Source organism: Janthinobacterium sp. FW305-128 (genome assembly GCF_020858135.1).
GTDB lineage: Bacteria > Pseudomonadota > Gammaproteobacteria > Burkholderiales > Burkholderiaceae_D > Janthinobacterium.
The window spans coordinates 16,211-36,529 of sequence record NZ_JACYMK010000012.1 but is presented as its reverse complement, the minus strand read 5'-3'; the positions used below and the strand labels follow the sequence as shown (position 1 = coordinate 36,529).

Here is a 20,319-nt window from a genome sequence, read left to right as displayed (position 1 = left end):
TGCATCTGTGCCATGTCGAACAAGCTCGCTGAATTCATCCGCGCCCGGCGCGAAGCCGTCACCCCCGCCATGGCTGGCTTGCCCGGTGGCGGGCGTCGGCGCACGCCCGGCTTGCGGCGCGAAGAGCTGGCGCAGCTGTGCGACGTCAGTCCCACCTGGCTGACGTGGCTGGAGCAGGGGCGGCCCGTGTCGGCGTCGGCCAAGATGCTTTCTCGCCTGGCGCAGGTACTGCAGCTGAGCGCGGCCGAGCGCGCCTATCTGTTCGAGGTGGCCGACAAGCATGACCCCAGCCATGGCACAGGCGAGGGCGGCGGGCCTGCCAGCACCGAGCTGGCCGCCATCGTCGCCGCCATCGACGCGCCCGCCTACATCCTCGACCGCGAATGGAGCGCCGTGGCGTGGAACGGAGCGGCGTCCGCCTTGTTCACGGGCTGGCTGCATGGCGACGGGGACGCGCCGAACCAGCTGCGCTTCATGTTCCTGGAGCCTGGCGCGCGCGACCTGATCGTCGGCTGGCCCGAGCGGGCGCGGCGGCTGGTGGCGGAGTTTCGTGCCGATATCGGACGCCAGGCGGATCAGGCGCCGCTGGCCGGCCTGATCGCGGAGCTGGCCGATGCCAGCCCTGAATTTCGCCTGTGGTGGGGCGCGCAGCAGGTGCAGGGCCGCGATGGCGGCTTGCGCCGCTTCCAGCATGCGCAACAGGGGGCGCTCAGCTTCAACCAGGTCACCTTGCACCTGGCGCGCCAGCATGAATTGAAACTGGTGATGCTGTTGCCTGTGTCATAAGGCAAAACGGCCCCGCTTGCTATAATCGGGCGGACCGCCTGGCCCTGCCTTTCCAGACCATGCTGTCCTGGCTCCGGCCGTCGCCATGATGACGGTCCCGCTCTTTCGCCAGGAGTCTGTCCTGATACCCCGCAATCCTAACCTGCGCAGCATCTATGTGATGCTGGTCGCCGTCGCCATGTTTTCCCTGATGGACACGGCCATGAAGCTGTTGTCCGCCCACTATCCGCCCATGCAGGTGACGGCCTTGCGCGCCCTGTCGTCCTTGCCGCTCGTTTGCCTGTACCTGCTGTACCGGGGCGCGTTCAAGAATGTGCTGAAGGTGCGCTGGCCGCTGCACTTGCTGCGCGGCGCGCTGGGCGTGTTGATGATTACCCTGTTCGCGTATGGCTTGAAGCGCATGTCGCTGGCCGAGACGTATGCGCTGTTTTTTGTTGCGCCCTTGCTGATCACGGTGCTGTCGGTTTTTATCTTGAAGGAAAAAGTCGACTTCGCGCGCTGGTGCGCCATCGCCGTGGGTCTGCTGGGCGTGCTGGTGGCGCTGCGTCCCGACGGTTCGGGCTTCTTTTCGCTGGCCGGGCTGGCCGTGCTGGGCTCGGCCGCCTGTTACGCCATTTCCGCCGTCACTGGCCGCATCCTGAGCCGCACGGATGCCAGCGAAAGCATGGTCTTCTGGCTGATGGTGATGATGGCCGCCGGCGGCGTGGCCTTGTCGGCGCATGAATGGGTGAGCATCCGCCGCGAAGACTGGTGGCTGCTGGCCGGCTTGTCGCTGAGCGGCTTCCTGGGCCAGCTGGCCATCACGGAAGCTTTTCGTTTTGGCAAGGCATCGAGCGTGGCGCCATTCGAATACTCGGCCCTGGCCTGGGGCATGGCCCTGGACTGGATGCTGTGGCGCGCCTTGCCCGACGAATACACCTTGATCGGCGCGGCCATCATCATCGGCAGCGGCATTTACCTGGTGCGGCGCGAAGCCGTGCATGCGGAAAGCGAACATCCGTGAGGAACGGTTGTGGTATTTCTGGCGTGAGCCATGCCGCACCGCAACGAAAATCCGGCAAATAGATATAATCGACAGATGTTAAAACAACGCACCATCAAACAACAGGTCCGCACCATCGGTGTCGGTTTGCACTCCGGCACCAAGGTCGAGCTGATTCTGCGTCCCGCCGCGATCGACACGGGCATCGTGTTTCGCCGCATCGACCTCGATCCCATCGTCGAGTTTCCCGCCAGCGCCATGGCCGTAGGCGATACGCGCATGGCGTCCGTACTGATCAAGGACGGCGCCAGGGTTTCCACGGTGGAACACCTGATGTCGGCCGCAGCCGGCCTGGGCATCGACAATATGGTGATCGACGTGAATGCGGAAGAAATTCCCATCATGGACGGTTCCGCCTCGTCCTTCGTCTACCTGCTGCAGCAAGCCGGGGTGGAAGAGCAGCAGGCGCCGAAGAAATTCATCAAGGTCATCAAGCCCGTGGAAGTGCGTCAAGGCAAGGGCGACGCGGAAAAATGGGCGCGCCTGTCGCCGTACGACGGCTTCAAGCTCGATTTCTTCATCGAATTCAACCATCCTGCCGTCGATGGCACGATGCAGCGCGCTTCCGTCGATTTCGGCGACGTGTCCTACGTGCACGACGTGGCGCGCGCGCGTACCTTCGGTTTCATGCAAGACGTGGAAAGCTTGCGCGGCATGGGCCTGGCCCGTGGCGGTTCGCTGGAAAACGCCATCGTGATGGACGAGTACCGCATCCTCAACGCCGATGGCTTGCGCTATGAGGACGAGTTCGTGCGTCATAAAATCCTCGACGCCATCGGCGACCTGTACCTCGTGGGCCACCCGTTGCTCGCGTATTACACGGCGCACAAGTCCGGCCACGCGCTGAACAACCAGCTGCTGCTGGCGCTGCTGGAACAGCCGGAATCGTATGAAATCGTCTCGTTCGATACCAACGAGGCGGCGCCGCAGTCGTATTTGCGGCAGATGGAGCGCGAGTGGTCGTTGACGTAGGTCGGATTAGCCCGCAGGCCGTAATCCGACAATCCCGCAGGCGCCAACAATGTTGTCGGATTACGGCCCGAAGGGCCTAACCCGACCTACGTGCTGCCGCCTGGCGTTGCTAATCTTTAGGTTCGCGGTGGTGGCGCACCATATTGCGCAGCGCCGCGATCAACTGCTCGTTCTGCTTCGATGGCGGCAATGCCGTGCTCAGCTCTTCCAGGGCCGACATGGCCTTTTCCGGCAAGACCAGTGCCCGCGTATGCACGATGGGCGCGATGCTCTTGATGACTTGCACTTTCAGCTTGATGCCTGAAATTTGCCAGCCCTTTCTTTCCAGTTCCCCTTGCAGTTTCGGCAATTGCTGCTTGAGCTTGGCCGCCAGTGCCGCGTTCGGCGTGGCCAGCACCAGCTGCCCGCCTTCGAATTGCAGGATGTCGCAATGCTCGAACATCGCCGGCAAAGCCTTGGCGCAATCTTTCTGCAGGGCGGCCAGGCGCGTGACGGTGGGCATCAGGGAAGCCATCGTCGCGTTGCCGCGCAGAAAATCGGTTGCCCCCGTCGCGGCCGGGCCGGAACGGGCAAAGCCGTAGCCGCGGCGCGGCGCCGAAGAATAAGTGGGAGTTCGCATGGCCGAAACATAGCACACTCGCCCGCGCATGACGAGTGCGGCGGCGGGTGCGGCGCAGGCGGGCAGGCCGTATTGCCTTACAGTATGGGAAATGTCCGCAATTTCTGCCATTTGTTTGTCATTAAGCTATTGTTATATGGTGCATTACCCCAACCTTGGCGGGAACGCATGATAAAATCATCGTCTTTTGCCATAGTCGAACTCCGTGCGGTGACGCGATTACTACCTCGTTGTTCCCTACCGAGCTTTTTTTAACGGCGTTTTTTCAAGAATTCAAGCATGTCATTACTGACCCAGATTTTCGGTAGCCGCAACCAGCGGCTGCTCAAGCAATACCAAAAAACGGTACGCGAGATCAATGCGCTCGAGCCGGCCATCGAAAAGCTGTCGGATGCCGAGCTGCAAGCGAAAACGCCTGCCTTCAAGGAACGCATCGCCGCTGGCGAATCGCTCGATGCCTTGTTGCCGGAAGCCTTTGCCGTTTGCCGCGAGGCCAGCAAGCGCGTCCTGCGCATGCGCCATTTCGATGTGCAGATGATCGGCGGCATGGTCTTGCATTTCGGTAAGATCGCGGAAATGGGCACGGGCGAGGGCAAGACCCTGATGGCAACCTTGCCAGCCTACCTGAATGCCTTGTCGGGCAAGGGCGTGCATATCGTCACCGTCAACGACTACCTGGCGCAGCGCGATGCCGAGACCATGGGCCGCCTGTATGCATGGCTGGGCCTGTCGACGGGCGTGAACATGTCGCAGATGGAGCACAGCGCCAAACAGCAGGCGTACAACTCCGACATCACGTACGGCACGAACAATGAATTCGGTTTCGACTTCTTGCGCGACAATATGGTCTACGAAGCGCGCGAGCGCGTGCAGCGCAGCCTGAACTTCGGCATCGTCGATGAAGTCGACTCGATCCTGATCGATGAAGCGCGTACGCCGCTGATCATTTCGGGCCAGGCCGAGAACCACACGGACCTGTATCACAAGATCAATGAACTGCCTGCGCGCCTGACCCTGCAGATCGGCGAAGAAACGCCGGACGGCAAGGGCAAGGTTGAAGTGCCGGGCGACTACACCAAGGATGAAAAAGCGCACCAGGTGCTGCTGACGGAAGCGGGCCACGAAAAGGCCGAAGGCATCCTGATGGAGATGGGCCTGCTGCCGGAAGGCGCGTCGCTGTACGATTCGGCCAACATCACCCTCGTGCACCACCTGTATGCGGCCCTGCGCGCGCATGCGCTGTACTTCAAGGATCAGCACTATGTGGTGCAGAACAATGAAGTGGTGATCGTCGATGAATTCACGGGCCGTCTGATGACGGGCCGCCGCTGGTCCGACGGCCTGCACCAGGCCGTCGAAGCGAAGGAAGGCGTCAAGATCCAGAACGAGAACCAGACCCTGGCCTCGATCACCTTCCAGAACTACTTCCGCATGTACGCCAAGCTGGCCGGCATGACCGGTACCGCCGATACGGAAGCGTACGAATTCCAGGAAATCTACGGCCTGGAAACGGTCGTGATTCCGCAAAACCGTCCGCTGCAGCGCAAGGACCGCCAGGATCAGGTCTACAAATCGTCGGCGGAAAAATACAACGCGATGTTGAACGACATCCGCGACTGCTACGAGCGCGGCCAGCCCGTGCTGGTGGGTACGACCTCGATCGAGAACTCGGAACTGCTGTCGGGCATCCTGACCAAGGCCGGCTTGCCGCACAACGTGCTGAACGCGAAGCAGCATGCGCGCGAAGCGGAAATCATCGCCCAGGCAGGCCGTCCGAAAGCCATCACCATCGCCACCAACATGGCAGGCCGCGGTACGGACATCGTGTTGGGCGGTAACGTCGAAAACCAGATCAAGTTCATCGAAGCCAATGCTGAGCTGAGCGACGCCGACAAGGCAGCCCAGTCGCAGACCTTGCGCGATGAGTGGCAGTCGCTGCACGACCACGTGGTCAATGCGGGCGGCTTGCACATCATCGGCACCGAACGCCACGAATCGCGCCGCGTCGACAATCAGTTGCGTGGCCGTGCCGGCCGCCAGGGCGATCCGGGTTCCTCGCGCTTCTACCTGTCGCTCGACGACGCGCTGCTGCGCATCTTCGCCGGCGACCGCGTGCGCGCCGTGATGGACCGTTTGAAAATGCCGGAAGGCGAACCGATCGAGGCAGGCATCGTCTCGCGTTCGATCGAGTCGGCCCAGCGCAAGGTCGAAGCGCGCAACTTCGACATCCGCAAGCAATTGCTGGAATACGATGACGTCGCCAACGACCAGCGCAAGGTCATCTACCAGCAGCGTAACGAGCTGCTGGAAACGACCGATATTTCCGAGATGATCGGCTCGCTGCGCCATGGCGTGTTCACGGACCTGGTGCACGAATACGTGCCGCGCGAATCGGTGGAAGAGCAGTGGGATATCAAGGGCCTGGAAAACACCCTGGCCAGCGAATGGCAGCTCGACTTGCCGCTGCAGCAAATGCTGGAAGCCGATTCGACCCTGACGGACGAAGAGATCCTGGAAAAAGTGCTGGCCGCGGCCGATGCCGTGTACCAGTCGAAGATCGATATCGTCGGCAAGGAATCGTTTGGCGGCTTCGAGCGCAATGTCATGCTGCAAAGCGTGGACAGCCACTGGCGTGAACACCTGGCGGCGCTCGATCACCTGCGCCAGGGTATTCACCTGCGCGGTTATGCGCAGAAGAACCCGAAACAGGAATACAAGCGCGAAGCGTTTGAACTGTTTGGCCAGATGCTCGACATGATCAAGAACGACGTCACGAAACACGTGATGACGGTGCGTATCCAGTCGCGCGAAGAAGTCGATGCGGCCGAACAGGCGATGCAGCAGTCGCACGTGGAAAACGTGCACTACCAGCACGCCGAATTCGACCCGAACGCGGCGCCGGAAGAACTGCTGGTGCCGACGGCTGGCGACAGCAACGATCAGTATGTCGACGACATGAGCGTGAGCATGGGCGTCAAGGTCGGCCGCAACGACCCATGCCCTTGCGGCAGCGGCAAGAAGTACAAGGCTTGCCACGGCAAGCTGGCTTAAGCGCGGTTTGTCAGTGTGAACAAAAAACGGAGACTGCGGTCTCCGTTTTTTTTCAGCCGCGCGTGGCCTGTGGCTCAGGGAAAGGCCCAGTATTGCGGCGCTTGCGAGGGAATGCCTTTCAAGCCGCCGCGGTTCTTTGCCCGTTGCCCCGTCTTGATCATGGTGGCGATATCGGTCAGCAGGACGCGGTTGCTGGCGAAGTAATCGTGTCCCATGAAATTCATGATGACGGCCGAGGCATCGACGAGTTCCATGCCGGGGATGCCGACGACGGGGCCGCGGATGTCGCCTATCCTGTCCCAGTCGGCAAAATTGTAGGAAGCACGGATGGCTTTGTCGTTCGCGGACGCGTACAAGGTGGCGGGAAGCTTGAGGCTGGCAAAACGGGGAGCGATCTGCTCGCGGAAGATGTCGGCATTGATGTCCGGCGCCGCCAGCACGACCTGCTTGAACAGGGGCCGCAGCTCGGGGCGCTTTTCCAGCAGGTTGGCCAGGGCCACGGTCATCGGGCGGTTGCCCATGCTGTGGGCGATGATGTAGATATCCGTGGCGAAAGAGTGCTCGGCGAAGTCGGCCAGGAAGGCCTGCAGGTGCGCCTGCGTCCATTCGGCGGCATTTTCATCGAACTCATAGCCGGCCAGGGTGCCTTTCGATGGCCAGCTGTAGAACACGGGCAGGGCGCCGATGTCGAGGTCGACCGCCATCTGCGCCGTGCGCCGGGCGGCGTCGTCAAACGAGTTGCTGTAGCCATGGATGTAGATGAAGGCGGCGTGCCGTTCCGGGGCGGCCCGTATCCTGGCCTTGACGGCGGCGAGAAAATCCGCGCGCGACAGGCGCGTGGTTTCCTTGATCAGCACATATTTTTGCGCATTGTCGCTGGCAAGGATGGCGTACCAGGGCGGCAGCGGCAGCTCGCCCGGCGCTCTTTTCTCCGGGATGCTCACGACGACGCTGCCATAGCTCAGGTAGGGCGCCACGCGGTTGGGCTGCCAGCCATAATTGCGGCTGCCGGGCTGGTATTTCCTGTCGGTGGCGTAATACACGGTGACGTGCGTGGCGCCGGGCGGCGGCGCATCGTTGTCGGATCTCGGCGTGCCACCGCTGCCGATGCTGCCGAACAGCTTGCCGAGGTTGCCGAGCAGGCCGCCCGTGCCCGACCATGCGCTGCTCCCCGGGCTGGCAAACGGTGGCCGCCGCCCTGCGGTAGTGGCTGGCGCGTGAGGCGCTGCCGCGGCAGGAGCGGGCGGTGGTGGCGGCGGCGGGGCAGGCGGCGCTTCGGATGCCTGTTCGGTGACGTGGATGCTGGCGCCATCTGCCGGGCCACGCGGCACCGTACAGGCTGTCAATGAGGCCAGCAGGCAAAGCAGGGATAGCGGGCGCAACAGGCACGACAGGTCTGAAGCGCTGCGCTGCATCCGGTTTGACCGCCCCTGCATCATGACATCCTTCCCTGGACGGTGCGATTGCAAGACTCGCCATCGCCCATTCCCATACCTTAGCGCCGCCAGGCGGCATGGTTCTGATAAATCGCAAGCCTGGCCGCACCACCGGCCCGTCTCGACGCTGCCGTGGCTGGCGCGACTATTCACTTGCCGCATGTTCACCCGCGCCGCGAAGGCGCTACAATAGCGCTTCCCTTTTCCCTCGCAGAAGAACTCATATGGCCGTCAATTCTCCCAAGCCCGTCGCCGCCGACTTGAAAGCCGTCGCCGGCATTGAAATCGGTGTTGCCGAAGCCGGCATCAAGAAACCCAACCGCAAGGATTTGCTGGTATTGAAACTGGCGCCGACGGCCACCGTGGCCGGCGTGTTTACCCTGAACCGCTTCTGCGCCGCGCCCGTGCAAATCTCGAAGGCCAACCTGGCGGCAGTGACGGCCGGCGCCGCGCCGATCCGCGCGCTGCTGGTCAACACGGGCAACGCGAATGCGGGCACGGGCGAATCGGGCCTGGCCGACGCGCAGGCCAGCTGCGCCGCGCTGGCCGAGCTGCTGGGCTGCACGCCGCAGCAAATCCTGCCGTTTTCCACCGGCGTGATCCTCGAGCCGCTGCCCGTGCAGCGTCTGGTCGCCGGCTTGCCGCAAGCCGTGGCCGCGCTGACTTCGGATAACTGGTTCTCGGCCGCCGAAGCCATCATGACCACCGACACGCAGCCGAAAGCCGGTTCGCGCACGGTCACCATCGGTGGCCACACGGTGACCCTGACGGGCATCAGCAAGGGCGCCGGCATGATCAAGCCGAACATGGCCACCATGCTGGGTTTCCTCGCGTTTGACGCCACCGTGGCGCAACCCGTGCTGGACCAGCTGGTGAAGCAGGCGGCCGACAAATCGTTCAACTGCATCACCATCGATGGCGACACGTCCACCAATGACTCGTTCATGCTGGTCGCTACGGGTGCCGGCAGCCTGGTCATCGATTCCATCGATTCGCCGCACTATGCGGAACTGGCCGCCGCCGTCACCGAACTGTCGACCTTCCTGGCACAAGCCATCGTGCGCGATGGCGAAGGCGCGACCAAGTTCATGACCGTGACCGTGGAGGACGGCCGCAACGTGGAAGAGTGCCGCAAGATCGCCTATTCCATCGCCCATTCGCCGCTGGTGAAAACGGCCTTCTTCGCCTCCGACCCGAACCTGGGCCGCATCCTGGCCGCCATCGGCTACGCGGGCGTGGACGACCTGGACGTGGGCCAGTTGAACCTGTACCTGGACGACGTGTGGGTGGCCAAGAATGGCGGCCGCAACCCCGATTACCAGGAGCAGGATGGCCAGCGCGTGATGCAGCAAAGCGAAATCACCATCCGCGTCAAGCTGGCGCGCGGCGATGCCACGGCTACCCTGTGGACGTGCGACTTGTCGCATGACTACGTGTCGATCAACGCCGACTACCGCTCATGACCGCCCTCGATCAATTCCTGATCCGCACCGAGCGGGTACTGGCGCGCCTGGAGTCGATCTTGCCGCCGGCCTTGCCGGCGACCGACTGGAACAGCTTTGCCTTCCGCTGGCGCCGGCGGCAGGGTGCCGCCAGCCATCTGCAGGCGGTGGCGCATGTGTCGAACATCGCGTTGGATGACTTGCATAACATCGGCACGCAAAAAGCGCAGATCGAGCAGAATACGCGCCAGTTCGTTGCCAGCCGTCCCGCCAACAACGTGCTGCTGACGGGCGCGCGCGGCACGGGCAAGTCGTCGCTGATCAAGGCATGCCTGAACCAGTTCGCCGGCCAGGGCCTGCGTCTGATCGAAGTGGACAAGGCGGACCTGGCCGACTTGCCCGACATCGTCGACCTGGTGGCGGCGCGTCCCGAGCGCTTCATCATTTTTTGCGATGACCTGTCGTTCGAAGAGGGAGAAAGCGGCTACAAGGCGCTGAAAGTGGCGCTCGACGGCAGCATCGCCGCGCAATCGGACAATGTGCTGATCTACGCCACCTCGAACCGCCGTCACCTGATGCCCGAACGCATGTCGGACAACAGCAGCTACAAGACGGACGACGATGGCGATTTGCATCCGGGCGAGACGGTGGAAGAGAAAATCTCGCTGTCCGAGCGCTTCGGCCTGTGGCTGTCGTTCTACCCGTTCAAGCAGGACGATTATCTCGACATCGCGGCGCACTGGCTCGCTTCGTTCGGCTGCACGCCGGAACAGATCGCGCAAGCGCGCGGCGACGCCCTGCGCTGGGCCTTGCAGCGCGGTTCGCGTTCGGGCCGGGTGGCCTGGCAATTTGCGCGCGATTATGCTGGGAAACTACCTGCGGGAAAGTTGCCGCAATGAGCGAGATGAAAGTGAAACCGGTCGATGTGGCCGTCGGCATCCTGATGAAGCCGAATGGCGACGTGCTGCTGGGCCAGCGTCCGGCCGGCAAGCCATATGATGGCTATTGGGAATTTCCTGGCGGTAAAGTTGAGCCAGGCGAAGCCATTTTGGACGCCTTGAAGCGCGAGTTTGTCGAGGAGCTGGGTTTATACATCGACAGCGCCGAAGCCTGGTGCGGCGTCGAATATGTGTATCCGCACGCCCATGTGCGCCTGCATTTCTATATCAGCCGCAACTGGCGCGGCGAGCCGCAAAGCCTGGAAGGGCAGGCGTTCGCCTGGCAGGGCACGGTGGGCGTGGAACCCTTGCTGCCGGCCACCATTCCCCTGCTGGAATGGCTCGACGCGGTACGCCGGGAATCCCTGATACCTGCCTGATCTCCACTTGTGCCGGCGGGCAGCACCATGCTGCGTGCTGGCGCAAGCTTTGCTGTGACTTTCCTTGTATCGCGCGCGCTTTGCGCTACAGTGCTTTCATCAAGCACCGGGGGAGTCTCGCATGCCGCTGACACTGACCTTTACCGATACCGATGAATTGCTGATTGCCGCCTTGCACAAGCGTGCCCGCGCGCATGGGCGCAGCATCGAAGACGAGCACCGCGACATCCTGCGCAGCGCCTTGCGGCCCTTGCCGAAGCGCCCGCTCGACGATATTTTGCGCGGCATGCCCGACGTGGGCCTGGACGCGGATTTCGAGCGCCGCCCCTGATGCGCCATGCCTATGCCCGCTTATCTGGTCGATACGGATGTGATCGTTGCCGCGCGCAAGGGCAGCGCTGCGCCGGCGGGCGTGTCTGCCTTTTTCGAGCGGGTAGCGCCGGAGATGCGCTATGTGCCGGTGCAGGTGATCGCGCAATTGCGCGCAGGCATACAGTGCAGCTGGCGGCGCGAAGCGGCGCTGGAAGCACTGGCGCTGGAGGGCTGGCTGGAAGCCGTGCTGGCGGAATATGCGCCGCGGCTGCTGGAATTCGACCTCGATTGCGCGCTCGTGTGCGCGCGTCTGCATGGCCGTAGTCACGCGCATGGCGTCGATGGGCAGATCGCGGCGATGGGTATTGCCTATGGCTTGACGGTGGTCAGCGGCAGGCTCGACAGTTTTGCGGCGCAGGGGCTGCGCCTGGAAAATCCATTCAAATGAAGCTTACTGGGGCTTGTTGTCTTCGTCCGCCAGGGGATCTTCGAACGGGTCGGCGGCGGGGATCGTGTATTTCTCTTCGGCCCAGGCGCCCAGGTCGATCTGCTTGCAGCGTTCCGAGCAGAAGGGGCGGTATTTATTGGCTTCAGTCCATTCGACTTTGGCGGCACAGGTAGGGCAGTTAACGACGGTCATGATGGGGCAAATAAGTAACAGTTAAAAATTACAGAGCGTGAGCTCGAATGGTACATCTTCTTCCAGCGGCTTGGGTTTCAAGTCGCCGCCCTGTGTAGTGAAGCGTACCCACAGCATGTATTTGTTGGCGGAAATTTCCGGGATGGCGCCGCTGTTTTCATCGAGGCTCAGGCGCAGCATCTGATACACCTTGCCTTGCAGCATTTGCTGGTAGCTGCCGCCATTGGCGATCAGTTTCACTGGGCCGCCGGAATCGCGCAGCAGGCGCAAGACCAGGGCCAGCGCGTCGAACAGGGGCGCCAGCGGGGCGAACCACGCGTGGATATCGGTCAGGCGCTGCTCGCAGCTGCGTTTTTGCCAGGCAAAGTACGACGGCAAGTCGAATTCGCAGGCGCCACCCGGGATGATGGTGCGGCCGCGGATGCTCATCAGCCATTCATTGTCGCGGATATTCTGGCCCGTCTTGCCTTGCGCCGCCACCAGGGCGCCGCTGACACTGTCGAGTTCGCCGAGGATGGCGTCCAGGGTTTCCGGCTCCACGTTCGGATTGCTGCGGTAGCCCAGCAGGCTCTGGCGCTGGCGCTCGAGTTCCTGCAGCAGGTCCGACTTCAGGTCGGCGCGGCCGGCCACTTCAAGCATATCGAAAATAGTTGCCAAGGCAACATGATGTTGCATTGCATGCTCTTGCTGGATGAAGAACTTGAATTTGTCGTACAGGTCTTCCAGCCGCAACAAGGTACGTATGCGTTCGTTGAAAGGGTATTCGTAGACAATCAAAATAATTCCCTTAAGTAAGGACCTGCAAACAATCCCGTGATTTTGAACCAAGCGTCGACAAATTACAAACGTTGCGGCCCGATTCCAGCCATTCTTTTTGAAAATGCCAGATATAAATCGTGCAACTGGGCAATCTGCGACGCTAGGGCCGCCAAATCGCCATTATTGTCGATCACATCGTCCGCCGCCGCCAGGCGCATGGCGCGCGTGGCCTGCGTGGCCATGATGGCTTTGACTTGTTCTTCCGATAAGCCATTGCGCGCCATCACGCGCGACACTTGCAGGCTTTCCTGGCAATCGATGACCAGTACGCGGTTGACCCGCTCCACCCAGCCGCCGGACTCGACCAGCAGGGGCACGGCAAAGATCACATAGCTGCCCGTTGCTGCGGCGGCCGCCTCCAGGGTCGCCTGGCGGATGCGCGGGTGCAGGATGGCTTCCAGTCTGGCCTTGGCGGCGGCGTCGGAAAACACGAGGTTGCGCATTTTTGTACGGTCGAGGGCGCCGCGCGCATCGGCGTAGCCGGGGCCAAATTCCGCCACCAGGGCTGGCATGGCCGCGCCATTCGGCGCCGTCAGGCTGTGTGCGATCTGATCGGTGTCGACGATGGAGGCGCCGCGCGCGGCGAACAGGTCGGCCACCGTGCTCTTGCCGCAACCGATGCCGCCGGTGAGGCCGACGCTGAAATAGGGGGCGTTTTGTAATTGCATGTGTGTATCCATAAGGGGCTGGTCAGCTGGTCAGGCCCAGCGTGAGGCGCGACAGGGGCGTGCCGTACAGCAGCGCAATCAGACCCGCCGCCGCCAGATAGGGGCCGAAGGGAATCGGCTTGTCGCGCCCCCGCTTGGCAAACACGATCAGGCCGATGCCGACCACGGCGCCCACCACCGACGACAACAATATGATCGTCGGCAACATGGTCCAGCCCAGCCACGCACCGAGCGCCGCCAGCAATTTGAAGTCACCATAGCCCATTCCCTCCTTGCCTGTCGCCAGCTTGAAGGCCCAGTACACGGCCCACAGGGCCAGATAACCGGCGGCCGCGCCGATGACGGCGTCCTGCAGCGGCACGAAAGTTCCGTTGATGTTGACCAGCAAGCCGGCCCACAGCAGGGGGAAGGTCAGGTCGTCGGGCAGCATTTGCGTGTCGGCGTCGATGAAGGTCATGGCGATCAGCAGCCAGGCAAACACGAGCGTGGCCAGGCCCGTCCAGCCGCTGCCGAAATGCCAGATCAACAGGGCCGACAGCGCGCCCGTCAGCAGCTCCACCAGCGGATAGCGCACGGAGATGGGCGCCTTGCAGGCGCTGCATTTGCCGCGCAGCAGCAGGTAGCTGATGACGGGGATGTTTTCCTTGGCCGTGATGCGGTGGCCGCAAGCGGTGCAGTTTGAGTGCGGCAGCATCAGGTTGTAGCGGTCCGTGTGCGGCAAGGGCAAGCCGCTTTCTTCCGCCACATAATTAGCGGAGTCGCGCTCCATCATTTTCGGCACGCGGTGGATCACCACGTTGAGGAAGCTGCCGACGATCAGGCCGAACAGGGCGGCGACGAGGGTGACGGGCAAATTGCCGGGCGCGGCGAACAGCAGGGTATCTTGCAGCATGGTGGAGTTGTCTGAGGTGGTGATATTGCCGCGCAAACATTGCTTGGCACTGCCGCAGTGTAAAACATCTGCCGGCGCATGGGGATGTTTTGCGCAGGGTTCTGGTCGAGGGATGACGTCGGGCCAGCATGGCGGCGGTAGTTTTCGCGTGGATCGAATTCTTCCAGTCGCTCACCGATGTGTGGGTTTGTCACCCGGCTTGCGGAGGCTGTCCCGCAAACCGGACGCTGGAAACTCCTGCGCCGCCTTTAGATGGTCAATATTCGGTTGGCGGCAACAATGAGGTCACCTTTCTGGCTTACGGTGCACCTTGTCGCGCCGGTTGACCGCGCGCGCCAACAGCGAGCGAGTCAGGAGCTTATGAAACGGCATGATGATAAACAAATAAACTCTTCCCAAGAGATTGTTTATTTTAACCAAGGTTGAAATCGTCACTTCCGATCCTTTCAGACTCGGTTGAATGCTTATCCAGATCCGAAAATCCAGATGCTTGTCGTCACCACCGACGACGACTTCAGTGCCCGTACTTGAAATAATCGGAAACATGCCAATCTTGCCCAGCCCGCGATCGCTAAAGCTAATACTTTTCTTTAGTCCCAACGGTGCGACGATTCCGTTGCGCAGAATAATGAGCCAGGTGAGCATGCGATGCGGTTCAGCGAACACGGCGCGCCCCGCTTGTTCGGCGTCCACGTAGGTTCGATCCCCCTGACCGGAATAGCCGTCGGAGAAATCAATGCGCGTCAATCCTGACGCCGACATGGCTGCTGCCGGTGCGGCAATGAGGAAGACTTTGTTTGCTTCGTTTGTCATGAATAAAACGCTCTCTGTAAAGTGAGTGACGGTCGGACTGCGGTTGTTTTGATTGGCGCGCATTCCAAGTTTGCAAACGTGCACTGGCGGATGAAGTGCTTGCACCGTGGTTACATGGGCCGGCAAGCTCCGTCTAATATTGCGCCAACGCCTGCTTTCGCGGCAATGGCGTCTCGGATACTCGTATCAATTAGTCGTTCATAGATTGCGCTTTGGCCGGCCGGAATAAGTTCTCTGAGTGTTTCTTTACGTTTGTCCCGGCCGAACCAGGCCTCAACGGCCCAACCGATCAGATACACTGCAGACAAACAGCCGCCTGCGGTCGCCACATTTCCTTTGCATACCAGGGGCAAATCGAGAACCTCAATTCCCAGGGCTTGCAGTTCCTCTTTGGCATCGGGATGCGTCGTGGCTGGCCCCTTTGCCAGCAGACCCAACTTGGCAAGAATGAAGGAGCCGGCACAGATCGATCCGATGAGCTGCGTATCTGGATTCAGGGAAAATGCACGCATGAAATCCTGGTCGGCGATAGCGCCTTTCACGCCAACTTTACCGCTGGAAAACAAGACAAGGTCTGCGTCATTCGCTTCGCTGATGCACCCGTGGGTCTTGATAATCAGACCGTTTGCGGATTGATGCGCTTCCTTTGTTCCCAATATCTTCACTTGCCAATCCGTCTTATTCCTCCCGAGGATGTCCCACATCAAGAACAAATCCAAATCGGTGAAATGATCAAAAATCACGATGACTATTTTCTTCATGTTGCGCTCCGCCGTTTGCGTTGATTCAAAATGAGACCACGGACGAGCACCACTTTTTTTTGCGTCCGCAGTTGTGACTAAGTCCGTCAAATATCTGTTTGGGAGGAACTTCTTTTCCTGATTGGACGGGCTTCAGTGCTGGCCCGCCAGGACAGTTCTTGCCGACTGCGCGTCGGCTTTCAGTGCGAAGTAGGTCCACATTCCTCCAAGCAGATCTGCGACGCCGAAAAAAACGATCATTGGGCTGGCAAGGCCAATGGCAGCGAAGGTCGTGAAGGCCGCGAACACGAAGAGGCGCGTGTATACCGACGCTACCAGAAACGGCTTGTTTTCGTGCTTGGCTGCGACCCACGCATAGACGCCAATCATGGATACAATAACGCCAAGCAAATGAATCCAGACCTCGGAGGTTGGCGGCATTTGTAAGATCGACAGCAAGAAGTTCGGTGCGACGACTAACACGGGCCCAACGACGAACAAGTAGATGGCAAATACTTTGGCGCTATACGCAGACTTGGACATGTTTTTCCTTTTCGAGAGCGTTGCCGATAGGCTTGGTGGTTTCAAGGTGGGTGATTGAACTGCGGTGGCGATACTGCGCAAGCGCGGCACGGCTGCTGCCAGGCATGATGAAGACCGCGCATCGCGGATGCTGAAACGTGGTATGCATTTAACGAATCCAGGCGTTGGCGGTGCGCACACGTGCACCGAGGGTTTTGAGAAGCTGGATCAGACCTAAATAGGCCCGGTCTACGTAGGGCAGTTCCTCCGGCAAGGACTGCAGGTGCTGAAGTGCCTGGCGCTGATGCTCGGCTGATGGACGTGGGTATGGCGGGTGTTGCGCAAAGTCATACACCGCCACGGTAAACGGCAACTTCTGCCAGGCATGCCGCTCGGCCATTGCCGGCAGCAGTTGCTGGCAAAAGTCCTGCTCATTCAGATTCGGCCCAATCAGGCCCAAGTCCCGATAGGCCTGATGCATGGCACTGTGGTCCGCCGGGGTGCGCAACTGTGCCGACCAAAGCGCGCTGAGCGCTTGGCAAAAGGCAGCGTCCAGCGTGCGGGTGCAGCCAAAGTCCAGCAGGCCCAGTCGGCCGTCCGGCATGAACAGATAGTTGCCCGGATGCGGGTCGGCTTGCAAGCGGTGCAGCACAAAGGTGCAATGAAAGAAGGCGTCAAACAGCAACTGACCAGCCTGATCACGTGCGGCTTGATCGGGTTCGGTCAGCAACCATTCGTTGAGATGCATTCCCGGCAGGCGCTGCATGGTCAGCACGCGGCGTGTGGTGCGGTCCATTACCGGCTGGGGGATCACCAGGCCCGGCAGCGTGAGATGCTGTGCAAACCATTGCATGGTCTGCGCCTCGTGCAAATAGTCCAGCTCCTCGGCCAGTTTCTGTTCGATGTCATCCATCATGCGCGCGATGATATCGGCTTTGGGCATCATCTCCGAGCGTTCCCCCCAGGCTTGCAGCAGGCTGCGCAGCATACGCATGTCGCTGCCAATGGAGTCCGCCATTCCGGGGTATTGTAGTTTGACGGCCACTGCCATACCGTCGCTCATGATGGCGGCGTGGACCTGACCCAGACTGGCGGCGGCAAAGGCGATCGGATCGAATTGCTGGAACAGGGCTTGCGGATCCTGGCCAAACTCCTGGCGCATCACTTTGATCACCAACGCGCGGTTCAGCGGCGTGACCTGGTAGTGGGCGCGGGCCAGTTCCTGGCGCATGCCCTCGGGTAGAAAGCCTAATTCCATGCTGAGCAGCTGCGAGGCTTTGAGTGCCGTGCCCTTGAGCTGGTTCAACGCGGCAAACAGGATGCGCCCGAGTTCCGCCTCATGTGCCACGCGGGCCTGTTCCGTTTTCGCATCGTCGCGCGTCATCGACTTGGCCTTATGGCCCAGGTGGGTCAGCCCGGCCCGCGCCACTGCCATGCCGACAATCGCGCCACGCGAAAGACGTCCGGTGCGCGGCAACTGCGAAACCTTGTTCGTCCTGGTCGTGGGCCTCATGAGCGTGCCCCGCCCAGGCCGCGGCGGGCCAATTGCAGCAGGTCCAGCAAGCCATTGCCGTCTTGCATCAGGCGCGCCAGCTGGCTGCGCACCATGAAACCGCCCAGCTCCAGCAGCTTGTCCACCAGGCCGCTGCGCAAGGCTAACACCAGCACGCCCAAACTTAAATCGACCATTTGCGTGGTGTTGGAAAATTGCTCGGAGGTGTCGCGCAGCCAGTACGCAATGACGCCGTACACATAGTCGGCCAACAGTCCGGCCAGGCTGGGCTTGAAGCCGCAAGGCACGATTTCACCGGTCGTCTCGGCCTGCTCCAGCATCTGGAGAAAGGTTTGCTGGAGCAAAGGCTTGCCGGGTAGTTGCTCGCCCAACAGCAGCGTGGGCGCGCGCTGCACCATGCCGCGCGCCAGACCCACAAATTCGCGGTCGGCCAGCAAACCTTCCAGCAGACTCTCGATCACCAGTTGCAGGCGCTCCTGCAGCGAAAATTCGTTCTGTCCCTGCGTCTTGTCGGCCTGCGCCACTGCGTCTGCAATTGCTTGCTGAAAGTAGGCGGTTACCAGTTTCTCCTTGGTCGGGAAGTATTTGTAGATGGTGGCATCACCCACGTCGGCGGCACGTGCGATCTGCTTCATCGTGGTGCCCTCAAACCCATGCTGGGTCATCAGGTCCACTGCGGTCTGAATGATCAGCCGATGGTTTTTGGCTTGTTGGGCTTTGGAAGTACGCATGATCGAAATTTAAAGAAGAGTGGAATGTCGGGGCGGGGCAAAACAATCAAGTCTGGCCCAACCATGTAAGAAGTGCGACGGCGAGCAGGCCGATCGTTGCCCCCGCAGCTACAAAATATCCATTCATAGAATGTCTTGCGAGAAAGGTGCAGCCACGTGCCTCTTGAACTTGACGACGCCACAGAAGACGCGTGCAAGCCCCGACAAGTACGTGAACCAGACCACTGTATTTGCCATATCCATCCTCGAGGATTACCTCATGCCCCATATCTTGATATGAATATACGATACTTACTATCTATTCATTTAATATATTGCACATCTATTGCATAGTCAATGGCTATTATTTGATAAAGAGGTCGATGTATTCCAAGCATGGCTTCATGCCGGGTGTCGGTGGCAATCCACCGAACTTGGCAGCGCCGCGCCTCGGCACGGCTTCTGACTCAGGGATTTGTGCGATTCCGGACGTGGAACCCGAGGCTTCGATTTGATGATGCCAGGGCGGTGCCAGTAGGCGAGCGGCAACGCGCCATGTGAGTCTAAGTAATACCGGGCGACGGCATGGCTCTGCTCAGTAGCTCGTAAGAACCACATTCTTGCGGCTACGTAGTCGATTCGGACACCGTCCCTGGAGATGCATGAGGACTGGCGACATTGATTTGGGCATCGGCACATCTAAGCCCGGCTTCGAATGCTCATCGTGATACGGCATGTTGCACCGAGTCCTGACTCATCGAACGCTTCCATCATGTCTCATCACTGAGAACCTACAGGCGCGCAGTCAAATCACGGTCCCCAACTTGAAAATCGGCAAATACAGGGCGATCACGAGGGAACCGACGAGCACACCCAGCACCACCATCAGCGCCGGTTCCAGCAGGGCCGACAGGGTGGCGACGGTGGCGTCGATGTCCGCCTCGATGATCTCGGCCGCCCGCGACAGCATGGCGTCGAGCGCGCCCGATTCCTCGCCGATCAGGGCCAGTTGCGTCAGCAGCGGGGGAAACACGCCGCTGTGCTCCATGGCCAGGGCCAGGCTGCCGCCGGCGCGGATTTCACGCTCGATGCGCGCTGTCGCTTCCTGGTACAGCGCGTGGCCGGAGGCGGCGCCCACGAGGCCCAGCGAGTCGAGCAGCGGCACGCCGGCGGCGAACATGGCGGCCAGGGTGCGCGTCCAGCGGGCGATTGCCGCCTTGCGCAGGAGCGGGCCGAACACGGGCAGGCGCAGTGCCCGCAGTTGCGTGTTGCGCCTTAAGGCGGGCCAGCGGCGCCAGGCCAGGTGCAGCAGCACGCAAGCGAGCACGAGCGCTGCCAGCAAGACCAGCCAGTAGCGGACCAGAAAGGCGGACACGCCCATGACGGCCAGGGTGGGCAACGGCAAGGGCGCGCCGAAGCTGTCGAAGACCTGGCGGAAGGCGGGCACGACCACGCTCATGATGATGGCCGTGACAACGATGGCGACGAGTACGATGACCAGCGGATACATCAGCGCGCCGCGCACCTGCCGCCGCAAGGCGATGGCTTTTTCCTGATGCGTGGCCAGGCGCGCCAGCAAGTCCTGCACGATGCCGGCCTGTTCGCCCGCCGCCAGCAGGTTGCAATACAGCTCGTCAAACAGCAGCGGGAACTGGCGGAACGCTTGCTGCAGGCTGCTGCCCGCTTCGATGTCGTGGCGCAAGTCGCGCATCAGCTCGGTGATCGCGGGTTTGGCGTGCCCCTTGCCGGCGATGTCGAAGGCGTGCAGCAGCGGCACGCCGGCCGCCATCATGGTCGACAGCTGGCGCGTGAACAGGGCGATATCCTTGCGCGTGATGGCCTTGCCCGGCGCGCTGCGCGCAGCCTGCACCCGGGTGGCCAGGATGCCCTGGCGTCTTAGCGCGACCGTGGCTGCGCCGGCGTCGGCGGCGCGCAAGACGCCTTCGGCCGCCTTGCCATGGCGGTCCGTGCCCTTCCACGCAAAGCGCCGTTCGGCCGCCATGTGCACCTCCTGCCGTCACGGT

General features: G+C 61.3%; 21 protein-coding genes. 9 read left to right on the top strand and 12 right to left on the bottom strand.

Annotated features, from left to right (window positions below):
- The first annotated feature begins 12 nt into the window (after positions 1–12).
- From IGS60_RS22865 to lpxC, 3 genes are all read left to right on the top strand, one after another.
- On the top strand, positions 13–786 hold the full coding sequence (locus IGS60_RS22865; protein WP_121668505.1) for a helix-turn-helix transcriptional regulator: 774 nt from the start codon (positions 13–15) through the stop codon (positions 784–786).
- Between the two features lie 160 nt (positions 787–946).
- Complete coding sequence (locus IGS60_RS22860; RefSeq protein ID WP_230506405.1) at positions 947–1,789, top strand: DMT family transporter; 843 nt, start codon at positions 947–949, stop codon at positions 1,787–1,789.
- A 75-nt stretch (positions 1,790–1,864) separates the two neighbouring features.
- Positions 1,865–2,800 (top strand): UDP-3-O-acyl-N-acetylglucosamine deacetylase, encoded by a 936-nt coding sequence (gene lpxC, locus IGS60_RS22855; protein ID WP_070222474.1) that lies wholly within the window; start codon positions 1,865–1,867, stop codon positions 2,798–2,800.
- Between the two features lie 109 nt (positions 2,801–2,909).
- On the opposite strand, the gene IGS60_RS22850 is transcribed toward lpxC, so the two are convergent.
- Complete coding sequence (locus IGS60_RS22850; protein ID WP_230506303.1) at positions 2,910–3,419, bottom strand: DciA family protein; 510 nt, start codon at positions 3,417–3,419, stop codon at positions 2,910–2,912.
- 279 nt (positions 3,420–3,698) lie between these two features.
- Between IGS60_RS22850 and secA the strand changes: the two genes are divergently transcribed.
- Positions 3,699–6,470, top strand: coding sequence for a preprotein translocase subunit SecA (secA, locus tag IGS60_RS22845; protein WP_306798514.1), 2,772 nt, complete (start codon positions 3,699–3,701; stop codon positions 6,468–6,470).
- Between the two features lie 74 nt (positions 6,471–6,544).
- On the opposite strand, the gene IGS60_RS22835 is transcribed toward secA, so the two are convergent.
- Positions 6,545–7,816, bottom strand: a complete 1,272-nt coding sequence (locus IGS60_RS22835; protein ID WP_230506302.1) for an alpha/beta hydrolase — start codon at positions 7,814–7,816, stop codon at positions 6,545–6,547.
- Positions 7,817–8,130: 314 nt separating this feature from the next.
- On the opposite strand from IGS60_RS22835, the gene argJ reads away from it, so the two are divergent.
- The 5 genes from argJ (at position 8,131) to IGS60_RS22810 (ending at position 11,426) form a co-directional block, all read left to right on the top strand.
- Positions 8,131–9,369, top strand: coding sequence for a bifunctional glutamate N-acetyltransferase/amino-acid acetyltransferase ArgJ (argJ, locus tag IGS60_RS22830; RefSeq protein ID WP_070290173.1), 1,239 nt, complete (start codon positions 8,131–8,133; stop codon positions 9,367–9,369).
- Positions 9,366–10,247 carry an ATP-binding protein gene (locus tag IGS60_RS22825; protein ID WP_230506301.1) on the top strand — a complete coding sequence of 294 codons (882 nt, stop codon included), beginning with the start codon at positions 9,366–9,368 and terminating at the stop codon, positions 10,245–10,247. Before argJ ends, IGS60_RS22825 begins: the two co-directional genes overlap by 4 nt.
- On the top strand, positions 10,244–10,666 hold the full coding sequence (locus IGS60_RS22820) for an NUDIX domain-containing protein (protein WP_230506300.1): 423 nt from the start codon (positions 10,244–10,246) through the stop codon (positions 10,664–10,666). Before IGS60_RS22825 ends, IGS60_RS22820 begins: the two co-directional genes overlap by 4 nt.
- A 121-nt stretch (positions 10,667–10,787) precedes the next feature.
- Positions 10,788–10,997 carry a hypothetical protein gene (locus IGS60_RS22815; protein WP_070219361.1) on the top strand — a complete coding sequence of 70 codons (210 nt, stop codon included), beginning with the start codon at positions 10,788–10,790 and terminating at the stop codon, positions 10,995–10,997.
- Between the two features lie 6 nt (positions 10,998–11,003).
- Complete coding sequence (locus IGS60_RS22810) at positions 11,004–11,426, top strand: VapC toxin family PIN domain ribonuclease (RefSeq protein WP_230506299.1); 423 nt, start codon at positions 11,004–11,006, stop codon at positions 11,424–11,426.
- A 3-nt stretch (positions 11,427–11,429) separates the two neighbouring features.
- Here IGS60_RS22810 and yacG read toward each other — a convergent pair whose 3' ends face one another.
- The 10 genes from yacG to IGS60_RS22760 all read right to left on the bottom strand — a co-directional run bounded on the left by yacG (position 11,430) and on the right by IGS60_RS22760 (position 20,297).
- Entirely contained in the window at positions 11,430–11,621 is a 192-nt protein-coding gene (gene yacG, locus IGS60_RS22805) for a DNA gyrase inhibitor YacG (protein WP_034785391.1), read from the bottom strand.
- Between the two features lie 18 nt (positions 11,622–11,639).
- On the bottom strand, positions 11,640–12,395 hold the full coding sequence (gene zapD / locus IGS60_RS22800; RefSeq protein WP_070219363.1) for a cell division protein ZapD: 756 nt from the start codon (positions 12,393–12,395) through the stop codon (positions 11,640–11,642).
- Between the two features lie 62 nt (positions 12,396–12,457).
- On the bottom strand, positions 12,458–13,105 hold the full coding sequence (gene coaE / locus IGS60_RS22795) for a dephospho-CoA kinase (RefSeq protein WP_230506298.1): 648 nt from the start codon (positions 13,103–13,105) through the stop codon (positions 12,458–12,460).
- Positions 13,106–13,127: 22 nt separating this feature from the next.
- Positions 13,128–13,997, bottom strand: a complete 870-nt coding sequence (locus IGS60_RS22790; RefSeq protein ID WP_070290267.1) for an A24 family peptidase — start codon at positions 13,995–13,997, stop codon at positions 13,128–13,130.
- A 285-nt stretch (positions 13,998–14,282) separates the two neighbouring features.
- Positions 14,283–14,873: a DUF2867 domain-containing protein gene (locus IGS60_RS22785; RefSeq protein ID WP_070290185.1), complete on the bottom strand. Its 591-nt coding sequence runs from the start codon at positions 14,871–14,873 to the stop codon at positions 14,283–14,285.
- A gap of 47 nt (positions 14,874–14,920) precedes the next feature.
- Positions 14,921–15,571, bottom strand: a complete 651-nt coding sequence (locus tag IGS60_RS22780; RefSeq protein ID WP_230506297.1) for a DJ-1/PfpI family protein — start codon at positions 15,569–15,571, stop codon at positions 14,921–14,923.
- 132 nt (positions 15,572–15,703) lie between these two features.
- Positions 15,704–16,093, bottom strand: a complete 390-nt coding sequence (locus tag IGS60_RS22775; RefSeq protein WP_070219367.1) for a hypothetical protein — start codon at positions 16,091–16,093, stop codon at positions 15,704–15,706.
- 148 nt (positions 16,094–16,241) lie between these two features.
- The gene (locus IGS60_RS22770) at positions 16,242–17,585 is read right to left on the bottom strand and encodes an AarF/ABC1/UbiB kinase family protein (RefSeq protein ID WP_230506296.1); all 1,344 of its coding nucleotides are present in this window, start codon (positions 17,583–17,585) and stop codon (positions 16,242–16,244) included.
- Positions 17,582–18,316 (bottom strand): TetR/AcrR family transcriptional regulator, encoded by a 735-nt coding sequence (locus IGS60_RS22765; protein ID WP_268994178.1) that lies wholly within the window; start codon positions 18,314–18,316, stop codon positions 17,582–17,584. Before IGS60_RS22765 ends, IGS60_RS22770 begins: the two co-directional genes overlap by 4 nt.
- 784 nt (positions 18,317–19,100) lie before the next feature.
- Entirely contained in the window at positions 19,101–20,297 is a 1,197-nt protein-coding gene (locus IGS60_RS22760; RefSeq protein WP_230506294.1) for a type II secretion system F family protein, read from the bottom strand.
- Positions 20,298–20,319: the final 22 nt, after the last annotated feature.